The organism is Streptomyces sp. NPDC088197, assembly GCF_044741185.1.
Taxonomy (GTDB): Bacteria; Actinomycetota; Actinomycetes; order Streptomycetales; family Streptomycetaceae; genus Actinacidiphila.
This window is the reverse complement of the sequence record NZ_JBIUSD010000001.1, coordinates 410,617-431,971: the sequence shown is the minus strand read 5'-3', so window position 1 is coordinate 431,971 and position 21,355 is coordinate 410,617. Positions and strand designations below refer to the sequence as shown.

The following is a 21,355-nucleotide window of genomic DNA, read 5'->3' as shown; positions in this document are numbered from 1 at the left end:
ATGCAGCGGAACCTTGACCGGTTGGTCAGCGACCCGGTGGTGAAGATGCAGCGGGACTACGAGCGCATGGTGCGCCTGACGCAGATCCGGCTGCCGTCCTTGAAGTTCTAGCCGCTTGGAGACATCCACGGGTGACATCAACACCCGTGGATGTCCCTGATTGGCAGCGTACGGCCGAGGGCTCGACACCTCGGCTGTGAAGGGGGTTGGCAGGGACGCAAGAAGAAGCTTCAGGTTGAAGTCGTAGCGCCACGAGAAGGCCCTGACCAGCTCCTGGTTGGGGCCTTCGGTCGGTGCGGAGTATGGGGAGTGCTTCCGCTCGAGCAGAGGTTTGGTGATGTGCTCTCAGGTCTGTACGCTCGCATTACCGCCAGCCCCGCCGGTAGCAGCCTCAGGGGCGCAATGAGCACCGGCCCGCCACTACGGTCCTCATCGCAGGGGCAATCGGGGGCCGGCCCGGTTGACCGCCACCCCTCGGCGAAACAGCAGCGAAGTACACCAACCGGCAATGTCCGGCTCTCAGAGGGCGTTAAGTCCCGTTTCTGCCCATGTGGTGTCGCCCGTTCGTGGATGATGGGACGGTTTCGTCCTCGCGCCATGTCGTGTGCATGATGGGGTTGGCTGGCATGGAACGGATGCCGTACGCAACTGACTTGACCGACGAGCAGTGGGCGTTGATCGAGCCGCTGGTCATCGGGTGGAAGCAGGAGCGGGTAGCGCGGTCGGCGACCGGGGACCCGGGCTCCTGCGACCTGCGCGAGGTCGTGAACGCGCTGCTCTACCAGAACCGGACCGGCTGTCAGTGGCGGCTCCTGCCGCACGATCTCCCGGCCTGGTCGGCAGTGTTCTACTACTTCACCTTGTGGCGCCAGGACGGCCTTGACCAGCGGATCCAGGAGATTCTGCGCTGCCAGGTGCGGGAGCGGTCCAGACGATTAGAGGACCCGTCCCTGGTGATCATCGACACCCAGTCCTTCCGCGTGGCGGCCGGGGTGCCGAAGGAGACGACGGGACTGGACGTGAACAAGAAGACGCCCGGCAGGAAGCGGGGACTGGCCGAACGACGTGCTGGGCCTGGTCATCGGCGTGGTGGTCCTGGCCGCGAGCGCGCACGACAACGAGGCCGGCATCGCCCTGCTGGACCAGGCGGCCGAGCGGTGCGGGATGCGTCTGGAGAAGGTCCTGGTCGACCAGGGCTTCAAGGACGCCGTGATCATCCACGGAGCGATGAAGGACATCACCGTCGAGGTGGTCCGCCGCAACCCCGACGACAAAGGCAAGGGCTTCGTCCCGCAACCGAAACGGTGGGTGATCGAGCAGGTCAACGGCACCCTTATGCTCCACCGCCGTCTCGCCCGCGACTACGACCACCGGCCCGACAACGCGGCCTCCCGCGTCTACTGGGCCTCCACCGCCGGCATGCTCCGCCGCCTCACCACCCCTACCCCCACCTGGCGGGACGCCATGGAACTGGCCGCGTGAACGTCCACGAACTCCTGCGGCTGCTGCAGACCGAGCACGATGAGACCGTCGCACGCGCCGACCACCTGCGCGAGCAGATCGAGCGGCTCACCACCACTCTCGCCGAGACCGAAGCCCGCCTGGCCGAGCTCGCCGCCACCCGCAAGGTCATCGACCACCTCGCCGCGCCCGACGACGGAACAGCTCCCGCGGAGACCGCCACCGCGACCGTCTACCAGCGCATCGTGACCACGTTCAACGAGCACCCCGGGAAGGTGTTCCGCGTCCGTGATCTGCACGAACACCTCGGCCTGCCCACCGACGAGCCCTCGATCAACGTCACACGCTCCCGACTGGGACGACTTGTCCGCCAGGGACTCCTCGAACAGCCCGGACGCGGCCGCTACCAGAAACGGACTTAACGCCCTCTCAGAACTGGATGTGCGCCCTCTTCGCCAGCTTCACCAGGCGGGGGTTGCTGCGTTTGTGGGCCGAGGTGAGGACGCGGAGGACTTCCTGCGAGGTGGGATGGACCTTCGCCATCTGGGGGGCGAGGACCCATGCCATCTCCAGGTCCTCCAGCGCGCCGTCCCGGTCGCCGAGGGCGAGGCGGGAGCGGGCGGTGTTCATGTGGAGGGGGCTGGTCCGGGTGGCCGGGAGGGAGACCCCGTCGCGCATGAGGTCCTCCATCGTGCTGATGGCGTCGCCGTGCCGGCGCAGGTCCCCGCTGGTTGCGATCACGTGGACCGCGGTGTTCTCGGGTCCGAACTGGATGCCACAGCGCTCGACGTCCTCGCTGAAGTCGTCCGCGACAGACCACGCGCGGCCGATGTGCTGGTCGGCGGTCCGCTTGTCCTGAAGGCGCCCGGCCAGCGTCAGGCCGCGCAGGTGGAGGATGCCCAGGGCGTACGTACGTCCCCGTCCCGTCGCGTTTCCCTCCGCCTCGACAATGGCGCGGTCCACGACCGCGAGGCCGTCCTCGAACTCGCCGTGGTTGAGGTAGATCCCGGCCTCGTCCCGGGCGGCCAGGGCGGCGGTCACCGGGTCGGACTGCTGTGCGGCCAGCTTCTGCTTGGTGACGGCGAGATCGGCCAGCGTCATCCAGCGGTGCCTGGCGGCCAACCAGTAGACGGAGGAGTACGCCTCCACCACCCATGCCCAGGCTTCCGGCGTACCCACCGCGTGCGCGTGGTTCTGCGCCCCGCAGACCAGCGCCGGCAGGTCGGTCAGCACCTTGTCGAGGTCGGCGCTGCTACGGGTACGGCCCATCGCGTCCAGGGCCGCCCTGACCTCCTCGCCGCTCATCTCGGGCTCGTGGGGGAGGTCGAATCTGCGCACCGCGCTGTTGAGGGCCTTCACCGAAGCCGCGGCGTCCAGCGGGACGGCCGTGGTGCCGAGCACCTCTTCGAGAGAGAGGTTCATGGCACGCGCGAGGGCGGCCGCGACGCCCTGCGTCAGCGTGCGCTCACCCCGCTCGATCTTGCCGAGCTGGGAGGTCGACACCCCCGCCGCCGCGGCCAACCGCGCCTGCCCCCAGCCCCGTTCCTTGCGGAGCCGGGAGACGTTGGCACCGGGCCCAGGAACTGCGATGACTGATCCCATGTCGCCAGTGTCCCTCTGATCGTCTTCCTTCCCAGCCATGCTCTCAGCCCATCCATACCCCCACCCCGGGCTTGTGCACTTCTTGTGCACTTTCGCCGATCGTTTCTGTCGTTGACTGATTACAGACAGCAGCGTTGCCCCGGTCGTCCCACAGACGCCGTGGCTGCCCGGAGACATCGGTGAAGGGTGTGGTCATGACCTCCAGCTCCCGCTTACACAGCGTGCTGGACCTGGCATGCGAACGGTCGGCCGTCCATTACGCCAAGGGGCACGCCGACGCCGTCTTACGCGACTGGGGCCTGCCCGAAGACCTCGCGTACGACGCCCTCACCGTTGTCGCCGAACTGGCTTCCAACGCCGTACGCCACGCAGGCGCCGAGGCAGAGCCGTTCGCCCCCGACTGCGGACAACCGCACGTTCCCCGGTGCGAGTTGACCCTGTGGATCGCAGCCGACCGCCTGTGCATAGCCATGTACGACGAAAGCCCGCGCCCGCCTCTCCTGCGCCCGCCCTCCGCCGAGTCCGAGAACGGCCGGGGCCTGCAACTGGTGAACGGCCTCAGCGACGGCGCATGGGGCTACCAGCCGGCCGCACACCGTCCGGGGAAGACCGTCTGGGCCCAACTCCCCGTCACGGCCGGCGTTCCACCGGAACCCGCTCTGACCACCACCGGCAACCACGCGGTGACCGCGTGAGTACATCTCAGCACGCCGAGCCGCGCCGTCGCTCGGCCAGACCGCCTCCGGCCGCCTCGGCCGATCCGATCCGCACAGTGATCCACACCCACCTCCTAGGAATACGCCGTGACCACCGCCACCTCCAATTCCCCGACGGACCGCGACCCGGTGCCCAGCCGACCGCCCCTCTGCTCCGCGATGACGGTCCTGCCCGACCCCCTCGCCCGCACCGCCCTCGCCTGGGCCGGCGATCGCCACGGCATACCCGCCGACATCCGCGACCTGCGCTGCACCCTCGAACACCACACCGGCGGCCACCATTACGCCTTGGTCCACGATGTCGCCGAGAGCACGGCCGCGTGGAGCCGCTGGCTCCATGACAGCACCCCCGACACGCTGCTCGTCCTCCCCGACTGCCCCGCCTCGCACCCCGCCCACGGCGGCTGCGGTGAGTACGAAGGTCACCCCGGTGGTCACACCTGGCAGATTGACGACCCCCTGGAACCCCCGTTGCACTCCGGTCGGTGAGACGAGCCACCCCTCGTAACAGGCCGGTGCCACGCCTGCGTCCGACGCCGCCCCAACGGTCGCGATATCGGCAACCGCTATGGCCCGAGCACCACCCGCTGAGCTCCCCCCAACTCCTCGCTCCGCCCTTCCTCCTCCACAGGGCGGAGCGAGGCCCCACCAAGCGCCATCTCTCGACGACTCCGCCCGGACGCAGCCAAGTCCGGGACCCGCACACCACCCGATCCCGTTCCGCCGGGATCTTCCCGAAGGGACTCATCGTGGAACGCCCCGCGGACCGCACGACCCGAACGTCCCCGCGCCGCCTGCACCAGGAGCCCGAAGCCGTGCGCTGGGCACGGGAGAAGGCCGGCCTGAACAAGCGGGCCCTGGCCGAGCAGGTCGGGGTCTCCGAGCAGTTGATGGGCGAGATCGAATCCGGCCGACGCAACGCCACCCCCGCCAACCTCACCAAAATCGCCAGGGCGCTCAACTGTCCTCTCGTCAGCCTGGAACGCAAGCGCGACAACCGCCCGGAAGACGGAGGAACAGCGTGACGCACGTGTCGACGGAGCACAGAAGACGGCTGCGGGACCTCGAAGCCGAAGCGTGCCGCACCGGCTGCACCCTCGCCGCGCACAGCCCGCGCCAGGCGGCCGGGGAGCTGCAGGACCACGCTTCCGGAAGCGTTGCCCAGCGGTTCGAAGCGATCGAGCGTTCCTTATCGGCCTTGGCCCGGGCCCCGGGCATCGACGTGCCTCAGCAACGGCCGGATATCGACAGCGAGCGGTTGGCCGGCACCGCTGAAGTCGCCGCCGCATCAGCGCCTTCGCCGACCGCTCACCAACGACGTCGCCTCCACACTGACCTCCGCCCGCACCCACTGGACCGCCGACGCCGCGCCCAGGCCAGCGCCTCGGGCCGGTGGTCGGTAACCGCCTCCGCGCAGTAGTTGTCTCCATACGCCCCGCACATAGGCACTTGTCAGCAGCACCATCCGCACTCCCCAAAAGACGAAAGGGAATTGACATGAGCCCCAACATCACCCCCACCACGAAGGCGCAGCCGGTGGCCGCAAGCACGGCGGCATCGGACGGTTTCGAACTGGACGTCATCCTGGTCGAGGTCGGCGACCCCGCCGGCCTGGTCAACCTGACGGACGACGGCTGCGGCTCGACCTGCGGCGCGTGCGTCTCCAGCGTGGCCTGACCGTGGGCGCAGGGAACCCGGGTCGGTGTCTTCACGGCCCACAACGTGAAGGCACCGGCCACCCGTCAGGCTGACCAGGAGGTTGTGATGGCGTCGAGGACCGTATTCCGTGCCAGTCGGAACGCACTCATCCGGGCCGTCGCTCGACCGGAACTCCCTGTGCCACTGGCCCCCGACCTCGCCGATTCCTCCCCGCGTGGCGCACGTGGTCGGCTGGAATGGTTGCGGGCTGCCTGGTCTCAGGACGACGTCGCTGAGGCATTGGAGCACGCCAGCCCTGTCCTGGCCTCGCAGGTTGGCGCGCTGTGCCTCGCCGACGATCCGGCCGATCGTGAGGTGCGCCGTGCCGCTGCTTCGGTAGCCCGCTACATCCTGCGCGCCGAGCAGCGGCCCACGCCGTTCGGCCTGTTCGCCGGCGTCGCACCGGCCGCCTTCGGACCGCGGGCAGGCGCGGCGTGGGGCTCGGAGCACGCGGTCGTCGCGCGGGCCAGCGCGGAGTGGCTGGCGGCCGTCGTCGAACGGCTGGAGTCATTCCCCGAACTGCTGGAGCGCCTGCCGGTGATCCTCAACAACACCGTGCAGGTACGCGGCGGGCAGCTGGTTGTGCCGTACGAGTCCGATACCAGCGGCGCACGGCGGCGAGCGGTCGAGGCTTCCATGGTCCTTACCGAACCCGTGCGGGTGATCATGGAAGCGGCCCGTGAACCCGTCTGCGCGGGCGTCCTCTGCGACAAGCTCACCGCCGACTTTCCCGCAGCCGGCCGGGAAAGGGCACGGAGACTCGTGCACGGGCTGGTCCGCAACCACGCGCTGATCACCAGCCTGCGCGCGCCGAGCACCGAGACCGACGCGTTGGAATACCTCCTGAATCAGCTCCACGCCGTGGACGTCGATGCCGTGACCGGGGCCGCGGGCATGGTCCGTGAGCTGCGCGCGGTACGAGAGGACCTGCACGACTTCCGCTCGCGCGCCGGCCGGGCCCGTACCGCCGCCCGGATGCGGGCGCTGTCTCCCGGCCTGCGCCGACACCCCCTCGCCCTCGACGTGCGTCTGGACTCCAGAGTTGAACTTCCCGAGCAGGTCGTCCACGAGATCGAGCGCGCCGCTGACGTCCTGACCAGGATCAGTCCACTGCCGCACGGGACGGCGGCGTGGAAGGCGTACCAGCGCAGGTTCTACGAGCGGTACGGCATCGGCACGATGGTGCCGCTCGTCGACGTCATCTCCGACAGCGGCACAGGCTTCCCGGACGGCTACCCAGGGGCGACCGCCGAGACCCGCCGGTCCCGGCTCAACGAACGCCACGACACGCTCGTACGGCTCGCGCAGACCGCCGTCCTCGATGGCCACGACGAAGTGGTCCTCACCGACGAGCTGATCGCGGCGCTCGATCTGGGACCGGACCAACCGAGGGTGCCTCCGCACCTGGAGATCGGCGTCCGCGTGCACGCTGCCAGCATCGACGAGTTACAACGCGGTCGATACCTCGTGGAGTTGACGAGCGTGTCCCGGGGTGCCGGCGTCACCACCGGCCGCTTCCTCAGCGTGCTGGCCCACGAAGACCGGAAGCGGCTGGCAGCGGACCTGGCCGACCTCCCGGCCGCCGACGCCGGCACCATCGCCGCCCAGCTCTCCTTCCCGCCGCTGCATCCCGCCAGTGCCCACGTCACGCGCACTCCCCAGGTTCTGCCGACCGTGATCAGCATCCAGGAGCATCGGGCCGCGGGCGGCGACGTCCTCACCCCCGACGACTTGGCGGTCGCATGCGACGGGCGCCGCATGTACCTGGCCGCGCCCGAACGCGGGCAGCGAATCGAGGCCGTGGGCATGCACGCGCTGAACCTCAAGGAGCACACGCCGCCGCTCGTCCGGTTCCTCACCGAGCTGTCCCGCGCCCAGTGCGCACAAGTCACCTCGTTCGACTGGGGCACCGCGAACGCCATGCCGTTCCTGCCCCGGGTCCGATACGGGCGAACCGTGCTGGCCCCAGCGCGATGGCGGCTGGAGGCCGCCGAGCTGCCCGGACGCAACGACCCCCAACCCCTGTGGGACGCCGCCCTTGAGGACTGGCGGGCCCGCCGGCGGATGCCTGCGCGGGTTCACCTGGCCGAAGGCGACCGACTGTTGCTCTTGGACATGACACACGCGGCGCACCGAACTCTGCTGCGCCTCCACCTGAACGGCACGCCCTCGGCGGTACTGGTGGAAGCCCCGACCTCCGACGCCTACGGCTGGTGCGACGGCCGCGCGCACGAAGTCGTCGTGCCCCTCAAGGCCGCCCGGCCGCCGGCCTGGCCCGTGCTGCCGACCCCCACCCTGGCCCGGACCTTCTCTCCGGACCAGATCCAGACCCCGGGCGTCTCCTCCCTTCTGCTGGCCACCCTCTACGGCGACCTGCGCCGTCAAGACACGATCCTCGCCCGTGTCCCTGACGTCCTCGACCGGCTCGGCGGTCGACCCTGGTGGTTCATCCGTTTCCGCGACCCCGACCACCACCTTCGGCTACGGATCGCCCTGCCCTCTCCCGACGCGTTCGCCGAGACAGCCCGCGCCATCGGCACCTGGGCCAACGAACTACGCGACGCCGGCCTGCTCTCTGACTTACGCTTCCCCACCTCCTACCGTGAGACCGGCCGCTGGGGGTCCGGACCGGCCTGGGACGCCGTCGAGGAGGTGTTCCGCACCGACTCGCGCGCGGTGGTCACCCAACTCGGCCAGCGTCAACGCCCCCCTCAGCGAGCCCTGGTTGCCGCCCACACCATCGCTATCGCCGCCGCGTTCCTCGGCAGCACCGAAGCCGCGATGCGCTGGCTGATCCAGCAGATCCCCGCCGCCGCGCCCGTCCCGGTGCCGCGACCGCAGTTCACCGAAACGGTACGGCTGGCCGACCCGTCCGACGACTGGGCAGCGCTGCGTGGCCAGCCTGGTGGGCAGGCAGTCGTGGAAGCGTGGGCCGACCGCGACACAGCCGTCGCCGCCTACCGGACCCACCTTCCCGGCCTGAACACCCAAGGCATCCGCCCGGACGATGTCCTGTCCTCGCTGCTGCACGTCCACTTCGTCCGCCACCTGACCGTCGACTTCGCCGAAGAAGCCATCTGCCTGTACCTCACGCGAGCCGCCGCCCTGGCCTGGACGTCACGGAGGACACGATGACCCGCCCCCGCGCGACGGCGATGGGAGAGGCCATCGCCGACCTGCTGGCCGACCCTGCGACCGCCCCGGTCGGCGCCCGCACTCTCACCACCGACCGGCAGCATCTGGCGTACGGACCGACAGGGATCGCCCTGCTCCACATCGAGCGAGCCGCCCGCGGCCTGGGACCGTGGCGGCATGCCCACGACTGGCTGGCGGTCGCTACCTCCCAGCCGCTCACCAGCGGCCCCGACAGCCACCCCTTCTACGGAGCACCCGCCCTCGCCCACGCCGTGGCCTGCGCCGTCGAGCACCAACCCGCCCCCTACGAGCGCGCCCTCGCCGCCCTGGACGCGAAGATCACCACGGATACCCTCCGACGCCTGGATGCAGCACACCGACGAATGGACGCCGGATACCTGCCGCAGATGGCGGAGTTCGACACGATCCGCGGCCTGGTCGGGTACGGGGCCTACCTGCTTCGCCGTGATCCGTCCGGCTCCACTGTCCGCGCCGTCCTCGACTACTGCGTGCGCCTGGTCCAGCCCGTGAGCCTCAAGGACGAGGTCCTGCCAGGGTGGTGGACGCCGAGCGGCCCCTCCGGCCGACCCGACGAGCGGTTCCCCGGAGGACACGGCAACAGCGGTCTCGCGCACGGGATCGGCGGTGTCCTCTCCTTCCTTGCGCTCGCTGCCCGCCGCGGCACATTCGTGCCCGGCCATTTCGACGCGATGCAGTCCGTCCTGGCCTGGCTGGACCGCTGGCGGGAGCCGGCCGACGTCGGCATCGCCTGGCCGTACTGGGTCACCCGCGCCGAACTGCGCGACCATCGCCTCGCCCCGTCCGGGCTGCGCCGACCCTCCTGGTGCTACGGAACCGCGGGACTGGCCCGCGCCCGCCAACTCGCGGCCCGCGCGCTGGGCGATGACGCTCTCCAGGCCGAGTCGGAAAACGCTCTCGCGACCGCCCTCACCGACCCCTTGCAAGTCAAGGCGATGTCCGACAACGGCCTGTGCCACGGCTTCGCCGGCCTCGCCCACCTCGCATCCCGAGTCGCCGAGGACACCACAGGCCCAACGCGCGCACAGCTCCGTGCAGCCATACCGGCGCTGACGGCCTCAATCTGCCCGCCCGGCACCGATCCGCACGACGCTGCGAAGGCTGCCGTGGAGGACGAGGAAGCCGGACCCGGCTTCCTCAACGGTGCCGCTGGGATCGCCCTCGCCCTCCTCGTCACCACCACGCCGCCCTGCTCTGCCTGGGACTCCTGCCTGCTCGTTGCCTGACCCACCCATACAAGGACTTCCACGATGGCCCCGGACCACTGGCACCAGCACAACGTCGTCTTCACCGACCGCGAGGCGGGCAAGGCCGCCATCAGCCGCCGCCTCGGCCCAACCCTGCTCACTGCCGAGAAAGAAGGGCAACTCGACGGGTGGTGGTTCATGAACAAGCAGCCGTGGCCCCTGCGGTACCGCGCCCCGCAGCCGTCGCCGCTTGTCCAGTCCGTCCTCAGCGAACTCGTCAACGACGGCACGGTGATGTCCTGGCTGCCCGGCATCTACGAGCCGGAATCCGCCACCTTCGGCGGAGCCCGCGCGATGGACGCCGCGCACGCGCTGTTCCACGAGGACTGCCGACACCTGGTCACCTACCAGCCCGGCCCCGGACGTATCGGCCGCCGCGAAACCGCAGCCCTGCTGCTCAGCGCCATGATGCGCGCCGCCAACCTGGACTGGTACGAGCAGGGCGACGTCTGGGCGAAGGCCGCCGCGCTGCGACAGCCCACCGAACTCACCCCGCAGCGGACCGCCGCCCTGATACCGGCGATGCGCACGCTGATGACCGTCGACGCCCACAGCCTGTCCCGGCCGGGCAGGCCGCTCGACGGGCACACCGAGTGGATAGCCGCGTTCGAACGAGCCGGCACCACGCTGGCCAACCTCGCCAGTACGGGCGGGCTCTCGCGCGGTCTGCGCGCCGTCATCGCGCACCACGTGATCTTCCACGCCAACCGCGCCGGTCTCCTCCCGGACGACCAAAGCGCCCTGTTCGCCACAGCACGAGAGGCAGTCATGGGATCGAGTGACAACACCGCGTCCTCCACGGAGGGCACGTCCGCGACCACTAGCGTCGGGGCGGTGACTACCGAGACGATCGCCCCCAACGGAGCCGAGGCCCCACGACTCCGCAACGCCTTGGTCGACCAGATCCGCAAGATCGGATACGCCCGCACGCCCGCAGTCGAGAACGCGCTGCGTACCGTTCCCCGCCACCTGTTCGTGCCCGACGCCTCCGTCCAGGAGGCGTACGCCAACAGTCAGGTCAACATCAAGTACGACACCGATGGCACGTCGATCTCCTGCGCCTCCCAGCCGAGCGTCGTTGCCCTCATGCTCGACCAACTCGACGCACAGCCCGGCGAACGCATCCTCGAACTGGGCGCCGGCACCGGCTACAACGCAGCCCTTCTCGCCCATCTCGTAGGCGAGAAGGGCCACGTCACCACCATCGACGTCGACGAAGACCTCGTGGACGGCACCCGCGCGCACCTGGCCGCTGCCGGATTCACCAACGTGGAGGCTGTGACCCGCGACGGCGCGCTCGGCCACGCCGAGGGCGCACCGTACGACCGGATCATCGCCACCGTCGGCGCCCACGGCATCCCGCACGCCTGGCTCAACCAACTCGCCCCCGGCGGGCGGCTCGTCGTCCCCCAGCGCCTCAAAGGAAGCGTCTCCCGCTCCATCGCCTACGAGCAGCACGACGGCCGCTGGACCAGCGTCGGCAGCAAGATGAACACCTTCATGCCCCTGCGCCGCGGCATCGCCGACGACGACCGCCGCGTCATCCCCCTCAGCACGGACGGCACCGTCCGGCTCCAGGCCCCCGCCGGGCAGCCCATCGACGCCGACGCCCTCGCCGGGGTGCTCCACCAGCCGCGCACCGAGGAGTGGACCGGCATGACGGTCCAAGCCTCGGAGTCGCCCGAGTGGATGGAACTGTTCGTCTCCTGCTGCCTGCCGTCCGGACTGATCCGGATGCTGTTCCCGGCCGCAGCCAAGGGCGCGCTGCTCACCGACGACCCCTACCCCTCCTCCACCGCAGCCGTCGAGGAGGGCGCCGTCACCTACCTCGCCCGCCGCCTGCTGGAGAAGACCACGCCCGAGGGCGGCAAGCTCTGGGAATTCGGCGTCATCGGCCACGGCCCCGGCAGTGACGAACTGGCCGCCAAGGTCGCCGAAGCAGTCCGCACGTGGGACCGCGGCTACCGGGGCCACGAGGCGTCCTTCGAGATCCAGCGCCTCGACGCACCCGCGATTGAGCAGCGGCCCGGCCTGTTCGCCATCGACACCCCGCTCAACCGCATCGTCGCCGACTGGCGGTGACGCCGGCCCGGCGTAATGGAGGTGGAGCCCGTAAGCAGCCGACGGGCTCCACCGTCCCCTACCCGCACTGTCACCCCAAGGGGGCCCCGTGGACCCGTACGGCCACATAGCCCGACGCTTCCCGCTCGTCGCCCGCTTCCGCCCCGCCTGCCTGCCGTTGCCCGACCGCGTACGCGCGCTGGTCGACCTTGCCGGGCGAGCTGCTGCTCAGAACGACCAGGGCCTGGCCTCCACCATCTTCAACCAATCCGCTCTCCTCGCCTCAGACGTCGGCCTTCCCGACCTCGCCAGGGCGATGTGCCACCGGCACGCCAACGCCTACTTGGTCGCCAGCCCGCTGACGGCATCCAGCACCATCCGAGGACTGGAACCTCTGGTCAACCTCGCCCGCTTGCAGATCCGCGCTGGCAACACCGACGACGGCCGCCAGCGGCTCCTGGACCTGTACGAAGCGGTTGGCTCCGGGAACAGCGTCGTCTTCGAGGGCATCGTCGTACCGCCCGACCTCACCCGCACCGAAGACGGCCGGCGGGAAGTCCGGGCCTGGCTGTGGCGCGTCCTGCTCGGTGACGGGACACGCACCCTGACCACCACGGGACGGTGGCGACAAGCCCTCGCCCACCTCGAACAACACCGCGGTGTCGGCGCCCGCATGCTCGACGGCCGCCAAGTCGCCGTCATCGCCGCGCTCGATGACGGAGATGTCGACCGGGCTGTGGAACTCGTCGCCACCACGGTGGAAGGAGACCCGTGGGAGCAGGCCGTCACCGCATGCCTGACCGCGCTGTGCCACCGCATAGCAGGGCGAGATGACGATTCCCACCTGGAAGATCTGGTGACCACGTACCTGGGCCATGAAGGCGGGCCAGGGCTGACGGTGTTCGACGTGCGCCTCGGGCTCACGGTCCTGGACATCGTCGGGAGTGCCGATCATCCCGGGGCCCGCAGCCTCGTTGACGATCTGGCCCGGCGAATAGCGACAACGCGGGACGGCTACGCCGCCCGCGAAGTCGTGTCCGACCAACTGTTCAACATGCTGGCCACCGACCGCCAGATCCAGGAGTGCGAGAGCCTGATCCAAGCCTGCAGCCTCCAGACTGGGACGCTCCCCGAGAAATACGCGGCCAACCTGTCGGCTGGCCTGGACATCGGCGAGGCGATCATCACCCGTTCACTGATCACCCCAGCACCGTCGGACGCGTAGCGGCCTTGCAGCCAGGTGAGTTGTCCGCACAGCCCCCTACGCCCTCCCCGGTGGTCCAGTAGGTCTTCCGGGGCAGGTCCGATAGCAGATCCAGCACAGCGGCCCGGCTCGCCGGCGAGGTTCGTGTCAGACGAACTGGCCCGCGATGCTGCCCATGGCCTCCGCGAACGTCTCCCGCCACCGGTCAGGATCTATGCTGTGACCTGCGACTATGACCTCATCGTCGGTCCCCACAGCTCACGATGATCAACGGCGGCCGAACTCGTCCACCCACCGGCATCGACCAGCACCATCTCGCACTACGAGCGTTCGGTGAGCAACTCCGCCAGGCGATCGACGAATTCGGTGAGCCAGTCCAGCTGCGGTCCACTGCGGGCGATACGAAAACCGTGGCGGCGGCCCCCGAACGCAGCCTTGACGGCATGGAACTGAGCCCACCTCTGGACGCGTTCACGGTCGAGTTCCGTGGCCTCAGCAAAGACGTCCAAGATGCGGTGGGCAGCCTTGTGCAGGTCATCCGCTTCGAGGAGCGTCAGCGCGCGGGACTTCAGCAGTGTTCCGCCGTCGTAGGCAGGATCTCCTACGTATCCCTTGGGATCGACGGCCAGCCACGGCTCTCGGCTCGCACGTAGGATGTTCCGTGCATGGAGGTCGCCATGGACGAGGGTGTCCGGCTGGACACGGCCCAGCTCCCGAACGGTCGCCACGGCGGCATCCAGCACCTGACGCGGCAGTGCATGCGGCAGCTCCTCGGCGTCCTTGCGCAGCCGCTCCTCCCAGGCACCGGCCTGATCACGCAGCCGGGGCAGGCCGCGCGGAGCGGGAATGGCCAAGCGGTGATTGAGCCGCCCGGCGACCGTCACCACCTCGTCGCCGTTCTCGACCTCCGCCAGGGTCGACGGCTGAACCCGCTCCAGCAGCATCGCGAACCGCTCGTCGTCACGGTCATGCAGCAGAACGGCGCCGCATCCACGCCACGCAACGAACGCATCCGGCTCATGAACGTTGCCGGGATGCGGAAACGACACCTTCAGTACGGCGCTCTCCCCAGCGCGCCGCTGTACCGGAACGATGACGCCGACGCCCCCGTGCATAACCTCACCATTAGGCTCGCACTCCCAGCGCCCCAGCAACTCGTCGACGATCCCGGGCAGCTCGGCGAGCCACGCGGCCCCGGTCTTCCCCTCGCGGGCGACGGTGCTCTGCGCGAACTCCTCTGGCATCGCGATCACCCCGGCACCCTACGCGCCAGCCATCTGCAACCACTAAGCCCAAGCCCGCCGCTGCCGCCGCCAGGCAGACCGAGCAATACCAAGATCGCGGTCTTGACCCGAATCTCAGCGATACCGTGCCCCCGGCAGCGCTTGACGTGCAAGCCGCTCATCACACCCCCGAGTCCGCACACCTTGTGCACCCAGGCTGCACACCCCGCCCCGGCAGCGGCCGAGCGCGAATCGGCCACGCGGACGGCAACCTTGTTACGGGTCTCTCTGCCTCATCAAGGCTCCCGGCTCCCCTGGCGCTCCGCCGGGCGCGCGTCCGGCGTCCGGCCGCGCCGCCGCTCCTGTCTCCGCCCCGCTCCGGCTCGGCCGCGCCGTACGCGCCTGCGTATGGGGGTGGCCCGAGGGCATGAGGTGATCCTGTACAGCCGAGGTCAAGACGACGCCTCCGGCGGGGGCGCTCCGGCTCCGAGATGGCCCCAGATCGCTGGCGTCCGCACGTTCGTCGTGGTGGGTGGTGGGCGCTCCCATCCCACCTGCCATCGACCCGGGCAAGCCGAGCAGTCGCGGCCCAGGGCGTCAAGATCGTTCGTACAGTGGCGCGCTCCACCTTGACGCCCTGAACCACGCCCGCTCCACAGGAGTGCGGGCCGACGGCAGACGGGATGGAAGCAGGGAGCGTGGTGGGTTAAGCCGGCGGTGCGGTGACAGTCGTGCACCCCGACATCTACGCATTTTTATGGGACGGCCTGCCTTCTTCGCTCGTCCCTGGGAGGATCGCGCTCATGAACGCACGAGTTGGCACAGACCTACTTGTCACCTGTCCGCATTGCGAGAGGCCAGCACTTGCCGGAGTGGTAGGAGAGGCATCCGACCACAGCGCCGATGACGGACCTCCCTACCTGCTTGAGTTGGTCCGCTGCGGTAAGTGCCGGAAGCCCTTCTTGACGGTCGAGGAAGACTACGGAGAGGGCTGGGACGGCGAGCCTGGGGTCCTGTGGCCAGAGCAGCAACGCCCCTTAAGTGTGCACGTACCGGAGGACCTTCGCCGAACACACTCTGAGGCAAGACGGTGCTTCTCAGCGAAGGCATACACCGCCACGGCTGTCATGGTGCGGCGCACGCTAGAGGCCGTTTGTGTTGATCAGGGGATGGTCGATGATGATTCCCGGCGCCCGAAGCCGTTGTTCAAGATGCTCGAAGAGATGCGCGATCAAGGCAAGATCGATGGACGTCTCTTCGAATGGGCCCATGAGCTTCGCAGCCTAGGCAATCAGGGTGCGCACTACAGCAGCACGTCCGTGACCCGCGAAGATGCTGCCGACGGCCTAGCATTGGCAGAGGCCCTGCTCGATTACTTGTACGTCCTTCACGCGCAGTTCAACACGTTCAAGCAGCGAAGGCAGGCCGCACGCGACAAGGTGCAGAAACATGCAGCCCCATCTTCTGACGCAGGGGCGGAAACCTCCGACTCAGAGCAGAGCACGGCGGGGTCGGCGGCGCTGACGGAGGCGTAAACCCAAGGACGACCGAGGAGCGTGCTCCATCGGTGTTTTATAGATCATGAGCTGACGGCGACTTGCAGTCACCAACGGGCAAGGAGTACGGCGAGGGACCTCGACCATCGTTCCAGGTCAGGAGTCTTCAATCTGCTTGGTGTGTACGGGATTTGAACGCACGGTGACTCCGGCCACGAGAGGTTTCAAGATCACCTGGGTGTTGACCAGCTCGTTGAGGCTCCATCGACCTACTTGTGGCACCCTCGGGTCCTTGAATCACTTCCACGCGGACTGGGTAGAGAGCATGATGGAGCATCCGGCGAGAGCACAGGCGAGAGGGGGGAACTGTAGTGCGTATGCAGGTGCGACTGACTGGTGATCTTGGGGCGATCTCGGTACTGGCGCTGCGAGACGTCCTGTCGAACACCGTCTCGCTGCTTAATGAGTTAGACCCCAGCGCTGGACGGGACGACATTCAGCGAGATTGGGTCGTCACTGGCTTGAGAGAGGGAAGTGCCTGTGTGGCGATCGCCGCAGCCCACCCAGAAGGAGAACGGGCGCTGCCGCGGGCCTTGGAGGCGGTGCGCGAACTCCATGACAGACCAGCAATCCCTCTGGGAGCTAATGAATTCGCCGTTCGCAAGGTGATCAAGCTACACCAGCTGACGGGGAAGCGCGGGCTCACTGGTATTGAACTTAGTGAGGTCGGCGACAAACTTGCCCGTGTTACTTCTATCAATTCCATTGTAGCCGCACATGCCCGTGAGGCGATTAAAGAAGTTTCGCGCACTCGAAGTTCATTTCGCGGCCGTCTCGATAAAATCAACCTCCGACCTCGATCGCCCGAGTTTTCGCTATTCGATGAAAATCGCGGGATCGCACTCCGTTGCCACTTGGGTGACAAGAGCGATGTCGATCTGCTAGAACAGGTTAAAAGTAGCGTTGGTGCGTTCGTGAGTGCTCGCGGCGATCTCAAGAGAAATTCAATGAGGCAGCCTATCCACATGCGTGTGGATCGTCTTCGCATCATTGAGCGACCAGCAATTGTGCCAACGCTGCACAGCATCGCGGGCATTGCGCCGAACTGGACTGAGGGCTTAAGCTCTGTAGATTTCGTCCGGCTTCAGCGGCGATCTTTTAGTCAGTCGAACGAGGGGGGCGAGAGGCAAGAGTGAGCCGACGCAGGGGGGGAGTCGCGCAGCGTTGCTACATCGACTCCTGTGTGTTTATCGAAGTCATAAAAGGCCGTACTGGCGTTGGGATTGACCACGAGGAAGAGGACTACGACCGCTGCCTTCAGGTGTTAGCTCAATTCGAAAGCGGTGCCCTGGACGTCACCGCATCAACCTTAGTGTACGTCGAGGTGTTCGGAAAGGGAGAAGCCAAACTGGAAGATAAGCGTAAGAGTCAACTCGCGACGGGCCAGACGCAGGCCGCAGCGTCCGCAATTATCGACTCCTGGTTCAAATCCGTCCCTATTTCTTGGGTTGAGGTCCACCAGGATATAGCCGAAGATGCACGCGAGATGGCGAGAAGGTTCCGCCTTGATTCCCAGGACGCGGTACATTTGGCAACCGCGATCGATGAAGAGTGCGGAATCTTTTACACGCTTGACCGACGACTCATCCGAAGAATTGAGGACGGCGGCGGCATTTCTAGTCTTCAGCTTCTCCTCCCGTTGGCCATGGGGCAATTGACCATCCCGAGTCAAGTATCCGCAAGCGAGACAGTCTCACCTCTTGACCCCTCTTAGTAGGGGGGTTTGGGAAATCTAAACATATCAACCTTGCGTGTGAATTTTTCTGAATTACCGGCATTATTAAGATACGGGCAAAGGTTAGAGCAGAGCCTACAGCAGGGGATCAGCAGTCGGTATGACCGTCGATGTCTTTTCTTGGCTAGAGCTAGAGATCATAAGGTCACGCAGCCCATCCCGTGTCTTGCCGAGCGAAGTTACAGGGACCGCGGTCGCCAGCAGTCAACCGCGTGCTACTACCGCGCCAGATCCAGCGGGGAGTCACGGGCAACAGCGGTGACTCGCGGGGGAGTGACTCCACCTCAGACCAGCAAGCCGAGGCGCAGGCCAGATGCCCACCCGGCTCGCCGCTCTTGTAAAGTGGGGTCCTTCCTGGGGCGTGTCATGCAGTACAGCAACGAAGTACAGCAACCTCATCGACCACCAGCGAGCGAGCCTGACGCCCACCGCCCCAGCCGCGACCTGTATGACCGCCTCCGCCCCTTCCGGCTAGAGCTACGGATCAGAAGGTTGCAGGTTCGAATCCTGCCGAGTGCACAGCAGATCAGAGGCCCTGTGCCCCTTCGGGGGTGCGGGGCTTCTGTCATAATTTCTCACAATCGCCGAATGATCTTGCGTCAGCGCAACAGCTCGGCAGGCTTCTCCGAACCGGCCCGCAGTGACTGAGGGTCAGGGTGCACGTAAGTCCGCTTCGTGAACGACAGATCCGAGTGGCCCGCCGACGCCGACACGGAGGTTTCCGGGTGCCGGGCGGGCAGCGGGCGGGCCTCGAAGCTGGGCACCGGGTTGGCGTACTGACGGTGCTTCGGATCGAGGCTCACGACATCCTCGCTTGCAGGTCGCTCTGGATTCGGGTGGCTCGGAGCTGGCCGACGCCGTAGCGGTCCTTGAGTACGCGGATCGACGCCGCGCGGCCCTGCGGGTGGCAATCCGCGTCCACCGGTCACGGGTGATCTGCGCCGCGTCCCGCCCCCGCTGGGCCAGGCCGAACCGGGACAGCAGCCGCTCCCGCAGCTCCCCCCCGGTCACCACCCACACCAGCACCTCTGGCGTACCCGGCACCCCGAGGGCGCCCAGGTTTTGCCGGGCCAACAGCGCCATGGAGAACAGCGCCACCTCGGCGGCGGCGAACATCACCCCCCGCTCCGTACCGGACGCTCATGGGGTGCTCCGAGACGGGTCGGAAAGGCCCGCTACGGTGGCAGCCATGGAAAAGCGGGGGGACGGGTCGCCGCTGAGCGCGATCAAGTGGGCGTTGGTCACGGGGGTGGTGCTGGCCGCGGGGGCGCTGGTGCCGATGCTGTGGGGCAACGCCACCTGGCCGCAGTCGCGGCACGCGCTCTGGGTCACCGTGCCGGTGCCGGTGGTGGCGGTGCTTGTCGTCAGGCTGGTGCTGCCCTGGCGCGAGCGGCGGGCGGCGCGGCGGGCGGCGGATCGGGCGGCGGATCGGGCTGCGTTCACTTCGTCCTCCGGATCGAATGACCAGTGATTCGCGGCCGGGCCAGCTGGCGAACGCGACGGCGTCGGCGCGGTTGGTGGTCCGCAGCAGGTCGCGGCCGTCGTTGCCCTCCCAGATCACCAGGTGCGTGGTCCGGTCCTCCTCGGAACTGACGTTGACGACGAGCGTCGTGCCCGGCGTGGTGATGTCGGCGAAGGTCGCCTCGCACACCCCTTCCTGGTGCCACACGCCGTCGCAGCCGGGGATGCGGTGCTGGTCGACGGTCTGGTCGACGGCAACCATGGCCGGCCGAGCAACGGTTGCGACGTAGTCGGCGATCCGCGGGTACGTGGCGAACGCCTTGTCGAGCACGGCGGCCTCGTCGGGCAGATAGCCGTTCACGCGGCGCCACTCGTGTCGGCCGTGGCGTTCGCGTAGGGGCGTGAGGTGACGGTCCGGCAGATGTGAAGAGGGGTAAGCACAGTCGGGGGCGGCGGGGGGTGAGCGACGCGCCGGGGGATGTGGTCTGAACGGGGCAAAAATGGTGTGAAGGTGTGTTAATAAGTCACATTATTCGTATCTATGACTTCGTTGGGCACGTACGTCCCCCTTCTCGGGCCATCAGGGACCGAGGGCGTGCCCTCGCGAAGGAGTCCCATGCGTTCCGCTCGTGCTCTCGCCGCTCTCGCCATCTCCAGCATTGCCCTCAGCGGCGGCGCTCTGGCGCTCTCCGCCCCGATGGCGTCCGCCGAGACGGGTCCCCACTCGGAGATCTGTGAGCAGGCCCAGGTCAAGACCCATGAAGCGCAGAGGGAGCTCGACCGGCTGGAGAAGCTGCCGAACAAGACCCCGGAGATCCGTAAGCAGATCGCCACGGCCGAGGAGATCCTGGAGCAGGCGCAGGTCGGCGAGCGGGACGCGTGCGCGAGCGTCACCGGTCCGGTGCACGCCGGTTCCGGCGGCCTGGCGGGCGGGATCAGCGGCACCGAGATGACCGCGGGCGCGGCTGTGCTCGCCGTCGCGGCCGCCGGTGGCGTCGTGATGATGCGCCGCCGTTCCGTCGAGGGCTGACCTCGGTTCCACCTCCGCCCCTTGTGGCCGCGCGCCCCGCTCGAAGCGGAGCGCGCGACCGCAGGGGGCGTCATACGTCCGCGGCTCGTTCGGCACCAGGCACCAGGCGCTAAGCGCCAGGCATCAGGCGCTAAGCGCCAATCGCCAATCGCTAAGCGCCAGGCGCCACGCGCTGATCGCTGGGCCCCGGCCAGAGGCGGACGGACGCAGACTTCGAGAAAGGCCCGCCCCGCATGCAGCACCCCCGCGCCGCCCACCGCCGCCGCCAGGCGGGCCTCGCACTGCTCCTGGCAGGCATGGCCGTGGGCGGCTTCCTCGTGGTCGACAGCGCCTCCGGCACCGGACTCACCCCGCCCAGGCCCTCGGCCGCCGACGCCTTCTCCGGCCCCGCCGCACCGGCCGTCCCGGCCCCCGCGGTGGACCCGCTGCCGCCGTCGCCGCCCACCCGCATCACGATCCCCGAGATCGGCGTCGACGCGCCGATGACCGGTCTCACCACGGACAAGGACCACACCCTGCAACCCCCGCCGCCGGACGACAAGAACCTCGCCGGGTGGTACCGGAACGGCCCCACGCCCGGCAGCACCGGCACCGCGGTCGTCGTCGGACACCTCGACACCCACAGCGGCCCCGCCGTCTTCTACCGCATCGGCCAGCTCCACAAGCAGAACACCCTCACCGTGCGGCGCCAGGACGGCCGCACCGCCGTCTTCACCGTCGACGCCGTCGAGCAGTACGAGAAGAGCGACTTCCCCAGCGAGAAGGTCTACCGGCAGGCCACCCGCCCCGAACTCCGCCTGATCACCTGCGCCGGCGCCTACTCCCGGGCCACCAGCTACAGCGCCAACATCGTCGTCTACGCCCACCTCACGAAGGTCGGTCCGCCCGCTCCCGCCCCGGTGGCGTCTCCCGTGGCCACGGCGGCCCCGGCGCCCCCGGCCTCCCCCGCGGCTCCGTGGACCGCGCCGTGGTGAACGGGAGGAGCTGAGCCGCGGTATGCGACGCAGCCGCAGCCGCAGCCGCAGCCGCAGCCGCGGCCTCGTCCGTGTCGACCACCTCGCCGCCGAGGTCGGGCTGGAGCCGCGAGCGCCTGTGGACCCGCTTCCACGCCCAACTCGGCTTCCTGCCCGAACCGTTACGGCGCGCCCGCGGGCGCGGGCCGTCGCGGCGGGCGAGGTGATCCTCGG

General features: G+C 68.4%; 18 protein-coding genes and 1 pseudogene. 16 read left to right on the top strand and 3 right to left on the bottom strand.

The window, feature by feature from the left end:
* The first annotated feature begins 626 nt into the window (after window positions 1-626).
* Window positions 627-1,482 (top strand): annotated as a pseudogene (locus ACIOC1_RS01985) (IS5 family transposase).
* Window positions 1,479-1,883 carry a type IV toxin-antitoxin system AbiEi family antitoxin domain-containing protein gene (locus tag ACIOC1_RS01980; protein WP_401851176.1) on the top strand — a complete coding sequence of 135 codons (405 nt, stop codon included), beginning with the start codon at window positions 1,479-1,481 and terminating at the stop codon, window positions 1,881-1,883. The pseudogene ACIOC1_RS01985 and the gene ACIOC1_RS01980 overlap by 4 nt, the downstream one beginning before the upstream one ends.
* A gap of 7 nt (window positions 1,884-1,890) precedes the next feature.
* On the opposite strand, the gene ACIOC1_RS01975 is transcribed toward ACIOC1_RS01980, so the two are convergent.
* The gene (locus ACIOC1_RS01975) at window positions 1,891-3,063 is read right to left on the bottom strand and encodes a helix-turn-helix domain-containing protein (RefSeq protein ID WP_391159257.1); all 1,173 of its coding nucleotides are present in this window, start codon (window positions 3,061-3,063) and stop codon (window positions 1,891-1,893) included.
* Window positions 3,064-3,257: 194 nt separating this feature from the next.
* On the opposite strand from ACIOC1_RS01975, the gene ACIOC1_RS01970 reads away from it, so the two are divergent.
* From ACIOC1_RS01970 to ACIOC1_RS01935, 8 genes are all read left to right on the top strand, one after another.
* Window positions 3,258-3,758: an ATP-binding protein gene (locus tag ACIOC1_RS01970; RefSeq protein WP_401851173.1), complete on the top strand. Its 501-nt coding sequence runs from the start codon at window positions 3,258-3,260 to the stop codon at window positions 3,756-3,758.
* 108 nt (window positions 3,759-3,866) lie between these two features.
* Window positions 3,867-4,268: a hypothetical protein gene (locus ACIOC1_RS01965; RefSeq protein WP_401851170.1), complete on the top strand. Its 402-nt coding sequence runs from the start codon at window positions 3,867-3,869 to the stop codon at window positions 4,266-4,268.
* Between the two features lie 260 nt (window positions 4,269-4,528).
* Complete coding sequence (locus ACIOC1_RS01960) at window positions 4,529-4,804, top strand: helix-turn-helix transcriptional regulator (protein ID WP_401305317.1); 276 nt, start codon at window positions 4,529-4,531, stop codon at window positions 4,802-4,804.
* A gap of 472 nt (window positions 4,805-5,276) precedes the next feature.
* A complete protein-coding gene (locus tag ACIOC1_RS01955) occupies window positions 5,277-5,456 on the top strand; it encodes an FxLD family lanthipeptide (protein WP_401851168.1) in 180 nt (59 codons plus the stop codon).
* A gap of 213 nt (window positions 5,457-5,669) precedes the next feature.
* Window positions 5,670-8,612, top strand: a complete 2,943-nt coding sequence (locus tag ACIOC1_RS01950) for a lantibiotic dehydratase (protein ID WP_401851966.1) — start codon at window positions 5,670-5,672, stop codon at window positions 8,610-8,612.
* A complete protein-coding gene (locus ACIOC1_RS01945) occupies window positions 8,609-9,877 on the top strand; it encodes a lanthionine synthetase C family protein (RefSeq protein WP_401851166.1) in 1,269 nt (422 codons plus the stop codon). The genes ACIOC1_RS01950 and ACIOC1_RS01945 overlap by 4 nt, the downstream gene beginning before the upstream one ends.
* Window positions 9,878-9,901: 24 nt before the next feature.
* On the top strand, window positions 9,902-11,980 hold the full coding sequence (gene fxlM, locus ACIOC1_RS01940) for a methyltransferase, FxLD system (RefSeq protein WP_401851164.1): 2,079 nt from the start codon (window positions 9,902-9,904) through the stop codon (window positions 11,978-11,980).
* An 88-nt stretch (window positions 11,981-12,068) separates the two neighbouring features.
* The gene (locus ACIOC1_RS01935; protein ID WP_401851162.1) at window positions 12,069-13,184 is read left to right on the top strand and encodes a hypothetical protein; all 1,116 of its coding nucleotides are present in this window, start codon (window positions 12,069-12,071) and stop codon (window positions 13,182-13,184) included.
* A gap of 299 nt (window positions 13,185-13,483) precedes the next feature.
* Here the strand turns inward: ACIOC1_RS01935 and ACIOC1_RS01930 are convergent, their stop codons facing one another.
* Complete coding sequence (locus ACIOC1_RS01930) at window positions 13,484-14,416, bottom strand: aminoglycoside phosphotransferase family protein (RefSeq protein ID WP_401851160.1); 933 nt, start codon at window positions 14,414-14,416, stop codon at window positions 13,484-13,486.
* Window positions 14,417-15,189: 773 nt separating this feature from the next.
* On the opposite strand from ACIOC1_RS01930, the gene ACIOC1_RS01925 reads away from it, so the two are divergent.
* The 3 genes from ACIOC1_RS01925 (at window position 15,190) to ACIOC1_RS01915 (ending at window position 17,656) form a co-directional block, all read left to right on the top strand.
* Window positions 15,190-15,921: a DUF4145 domain-containing protein gene (locus tag ACIOC1_RS01925; RefSeq protein ID WP_401851158.1), complete on the top strand. Its 732-nt coding sequence runs from the start codon at window positions 15,190-15,192 to the stop codon at window positions 15,919-15,921.
* A 338-nt stretch (window positions 15,922-16,259) separates the two neighbouring features.
* Window positions 16,260-17,078, top strand: a complete 819-nt coding sequence (locus ACIOC1_RS01920; RefSeq protein WP_401851155.1) for a hypothetical protein — start codon at window positions 16,260-16,262, stop codon at window positions 17,076-17,078.
* Window positions 17,075-17,656: a type II toxin-antitoxin system VapC family toxin gene (locus ACIOC1_RS01915; RefSeq protein WP_401851153.1), complete on the top strand. Its 582-nt coding sequence runs from the start codon at window positions 17,075-17,077 to the stop codon at window positions 17,654-17,656. Before ACIOC1_RS01920 ends, ACIOC1_RS01915 begins: the two co-directional genes overlap by 4 nt.
* A gap of 620 nt (window positions 17,657-18,276) precedes the next feature.
* Here ACIOC1_RS01915 and ACIOC1_RS01910 read toward each other — a convergent pair.
* A complete protein-coding gene (locus ACIOC1_RS01910; protein ID WP_401851150.1) occupies window positions 18,277-18,480 on the bottom strand; it encodes a hypothetical protein in 204 nt (67 codons plus the stop codon).
* 386 nt (window positions 18,481-18,866) lie between these two features.
* On the opposite strand from ACIOC1_RS01910, the gene ACIOC1_RS01905 reads away from it, so the two are divergent.
* From ACIOC1_RS01905 to ACIOC1_RS01895, 3 genes are all read left to right on the top strand, one after another.
* Complete coding sequence (locus ACIOC1_RS01905) at window positions 18,867-19,148, top strand: hypothetical protein (protein WP_355336548.1); 282 nt, start codon at window positions 18,867-18,869, stop codon at window positions 19,146-19,148.
* A gap of 606 nt (window positions 19,149-19,754) precedes the next feature.
* Entirely contained in the window at window positions 19,755-20,168 is a 414-nt protein-coding gene (locus tag ACIOC1_RS01900; RefSeq protein WP_401851148.1) for a hypothetical protein, read from the top strand.
* A 233-nt stretch (window positions 20,169-20,401) separates the two neighbouring features.
* A complete protein-coding gene (locus tag ACIOC1_RS01895; RefSeq protein ID WP_401851145.1) occupies window positions 20,402-21,142 on the top strand; it encodes a class F sortase in 741 nt (246 codons plus the stop codon).
* Window positions 21,143-21,355: the final 213 nt, after the last annotated feature.

What these genes read in the sequence shown, in the direction of transcription:
- ACIOC1_RS01975 (WP_391159257.1), bottom strand. Translation starts at nt 3,063, where the DNA reads ATGGGATCAGTCATCGCAGTTCCTGGGCCCGGTGCCAACGTCTCCCGG.
- ACIOC1_RS01970 (WP_401851173.1), top strand. Translation starts at nt 3,258, where the DNA reads ATGACCTCCAGCTCCCGCTTACACAGCGTGCTGGACCTGGCATGCGAA.
- ACIOC1_RS01955 (WP_401851168.1), top strand. Translation starts at nt 5,277, where the DNA reads ATGAGCCCCAACATCACCCCCACCACGAAGGCGCAGCCGGTGGCCGCA.
- ACIOC1_RS01945 (WP_401851166.1), top strand. Translation starts at nt 8,609, where the DNA reads ATGACCCGCCCCCGCGCGACGGCGATGGGAGAGGCCATCGCCGACCTG.
- fxlM (WP_401851164.1), top strand. Translation starts at nt 9,902, where the DNA reads ATGGCCCCGGACCACTGGCACCAGCACAACGTCGTCTTCACCGACCGC.
- ACIOC1_RS01925 (WP_401851158.1), top strand. Translation starts at nt 15,190, where the DNA reads ATGAACGCACGAGTTGGCACAGACCTACTTGTCACCTGTCCGCATTGC.
- ACIOC1_RS01920 (WP_401851155.1), top strand. Translation starts at nt 16,260, where the DNA reads ATGCAGGTGCGACTGACTGGTGATCTTGGGGCGATCTCGGTACTGGCG.
- ACIOC1_RS01905 (WP_355336548.1), top strand. Translation starts at nt 18,867, where the DNA reads ATGGAAAAGCGGGGGGACGGGTCGCCGCTGAGCGCGATCAAGTGGGCG.
- ACIOC1_RS01900 (WP_401851148.1), top strand. Translation starts at nt 19,755, where the DNA reads ATGCGTTCCGCTCGTGCTCTCGCCGCTCTCGCCATCTCCAGCATTGCC.
- ACIOC1_RS01895 (WP_401851145.1), top strand. Translation starts at nt 20,402, where the DNA reads ATGCAGCACCCCCGCGCCGCCCACCGCCGCCGCCAGGCGGGCCTCGCA.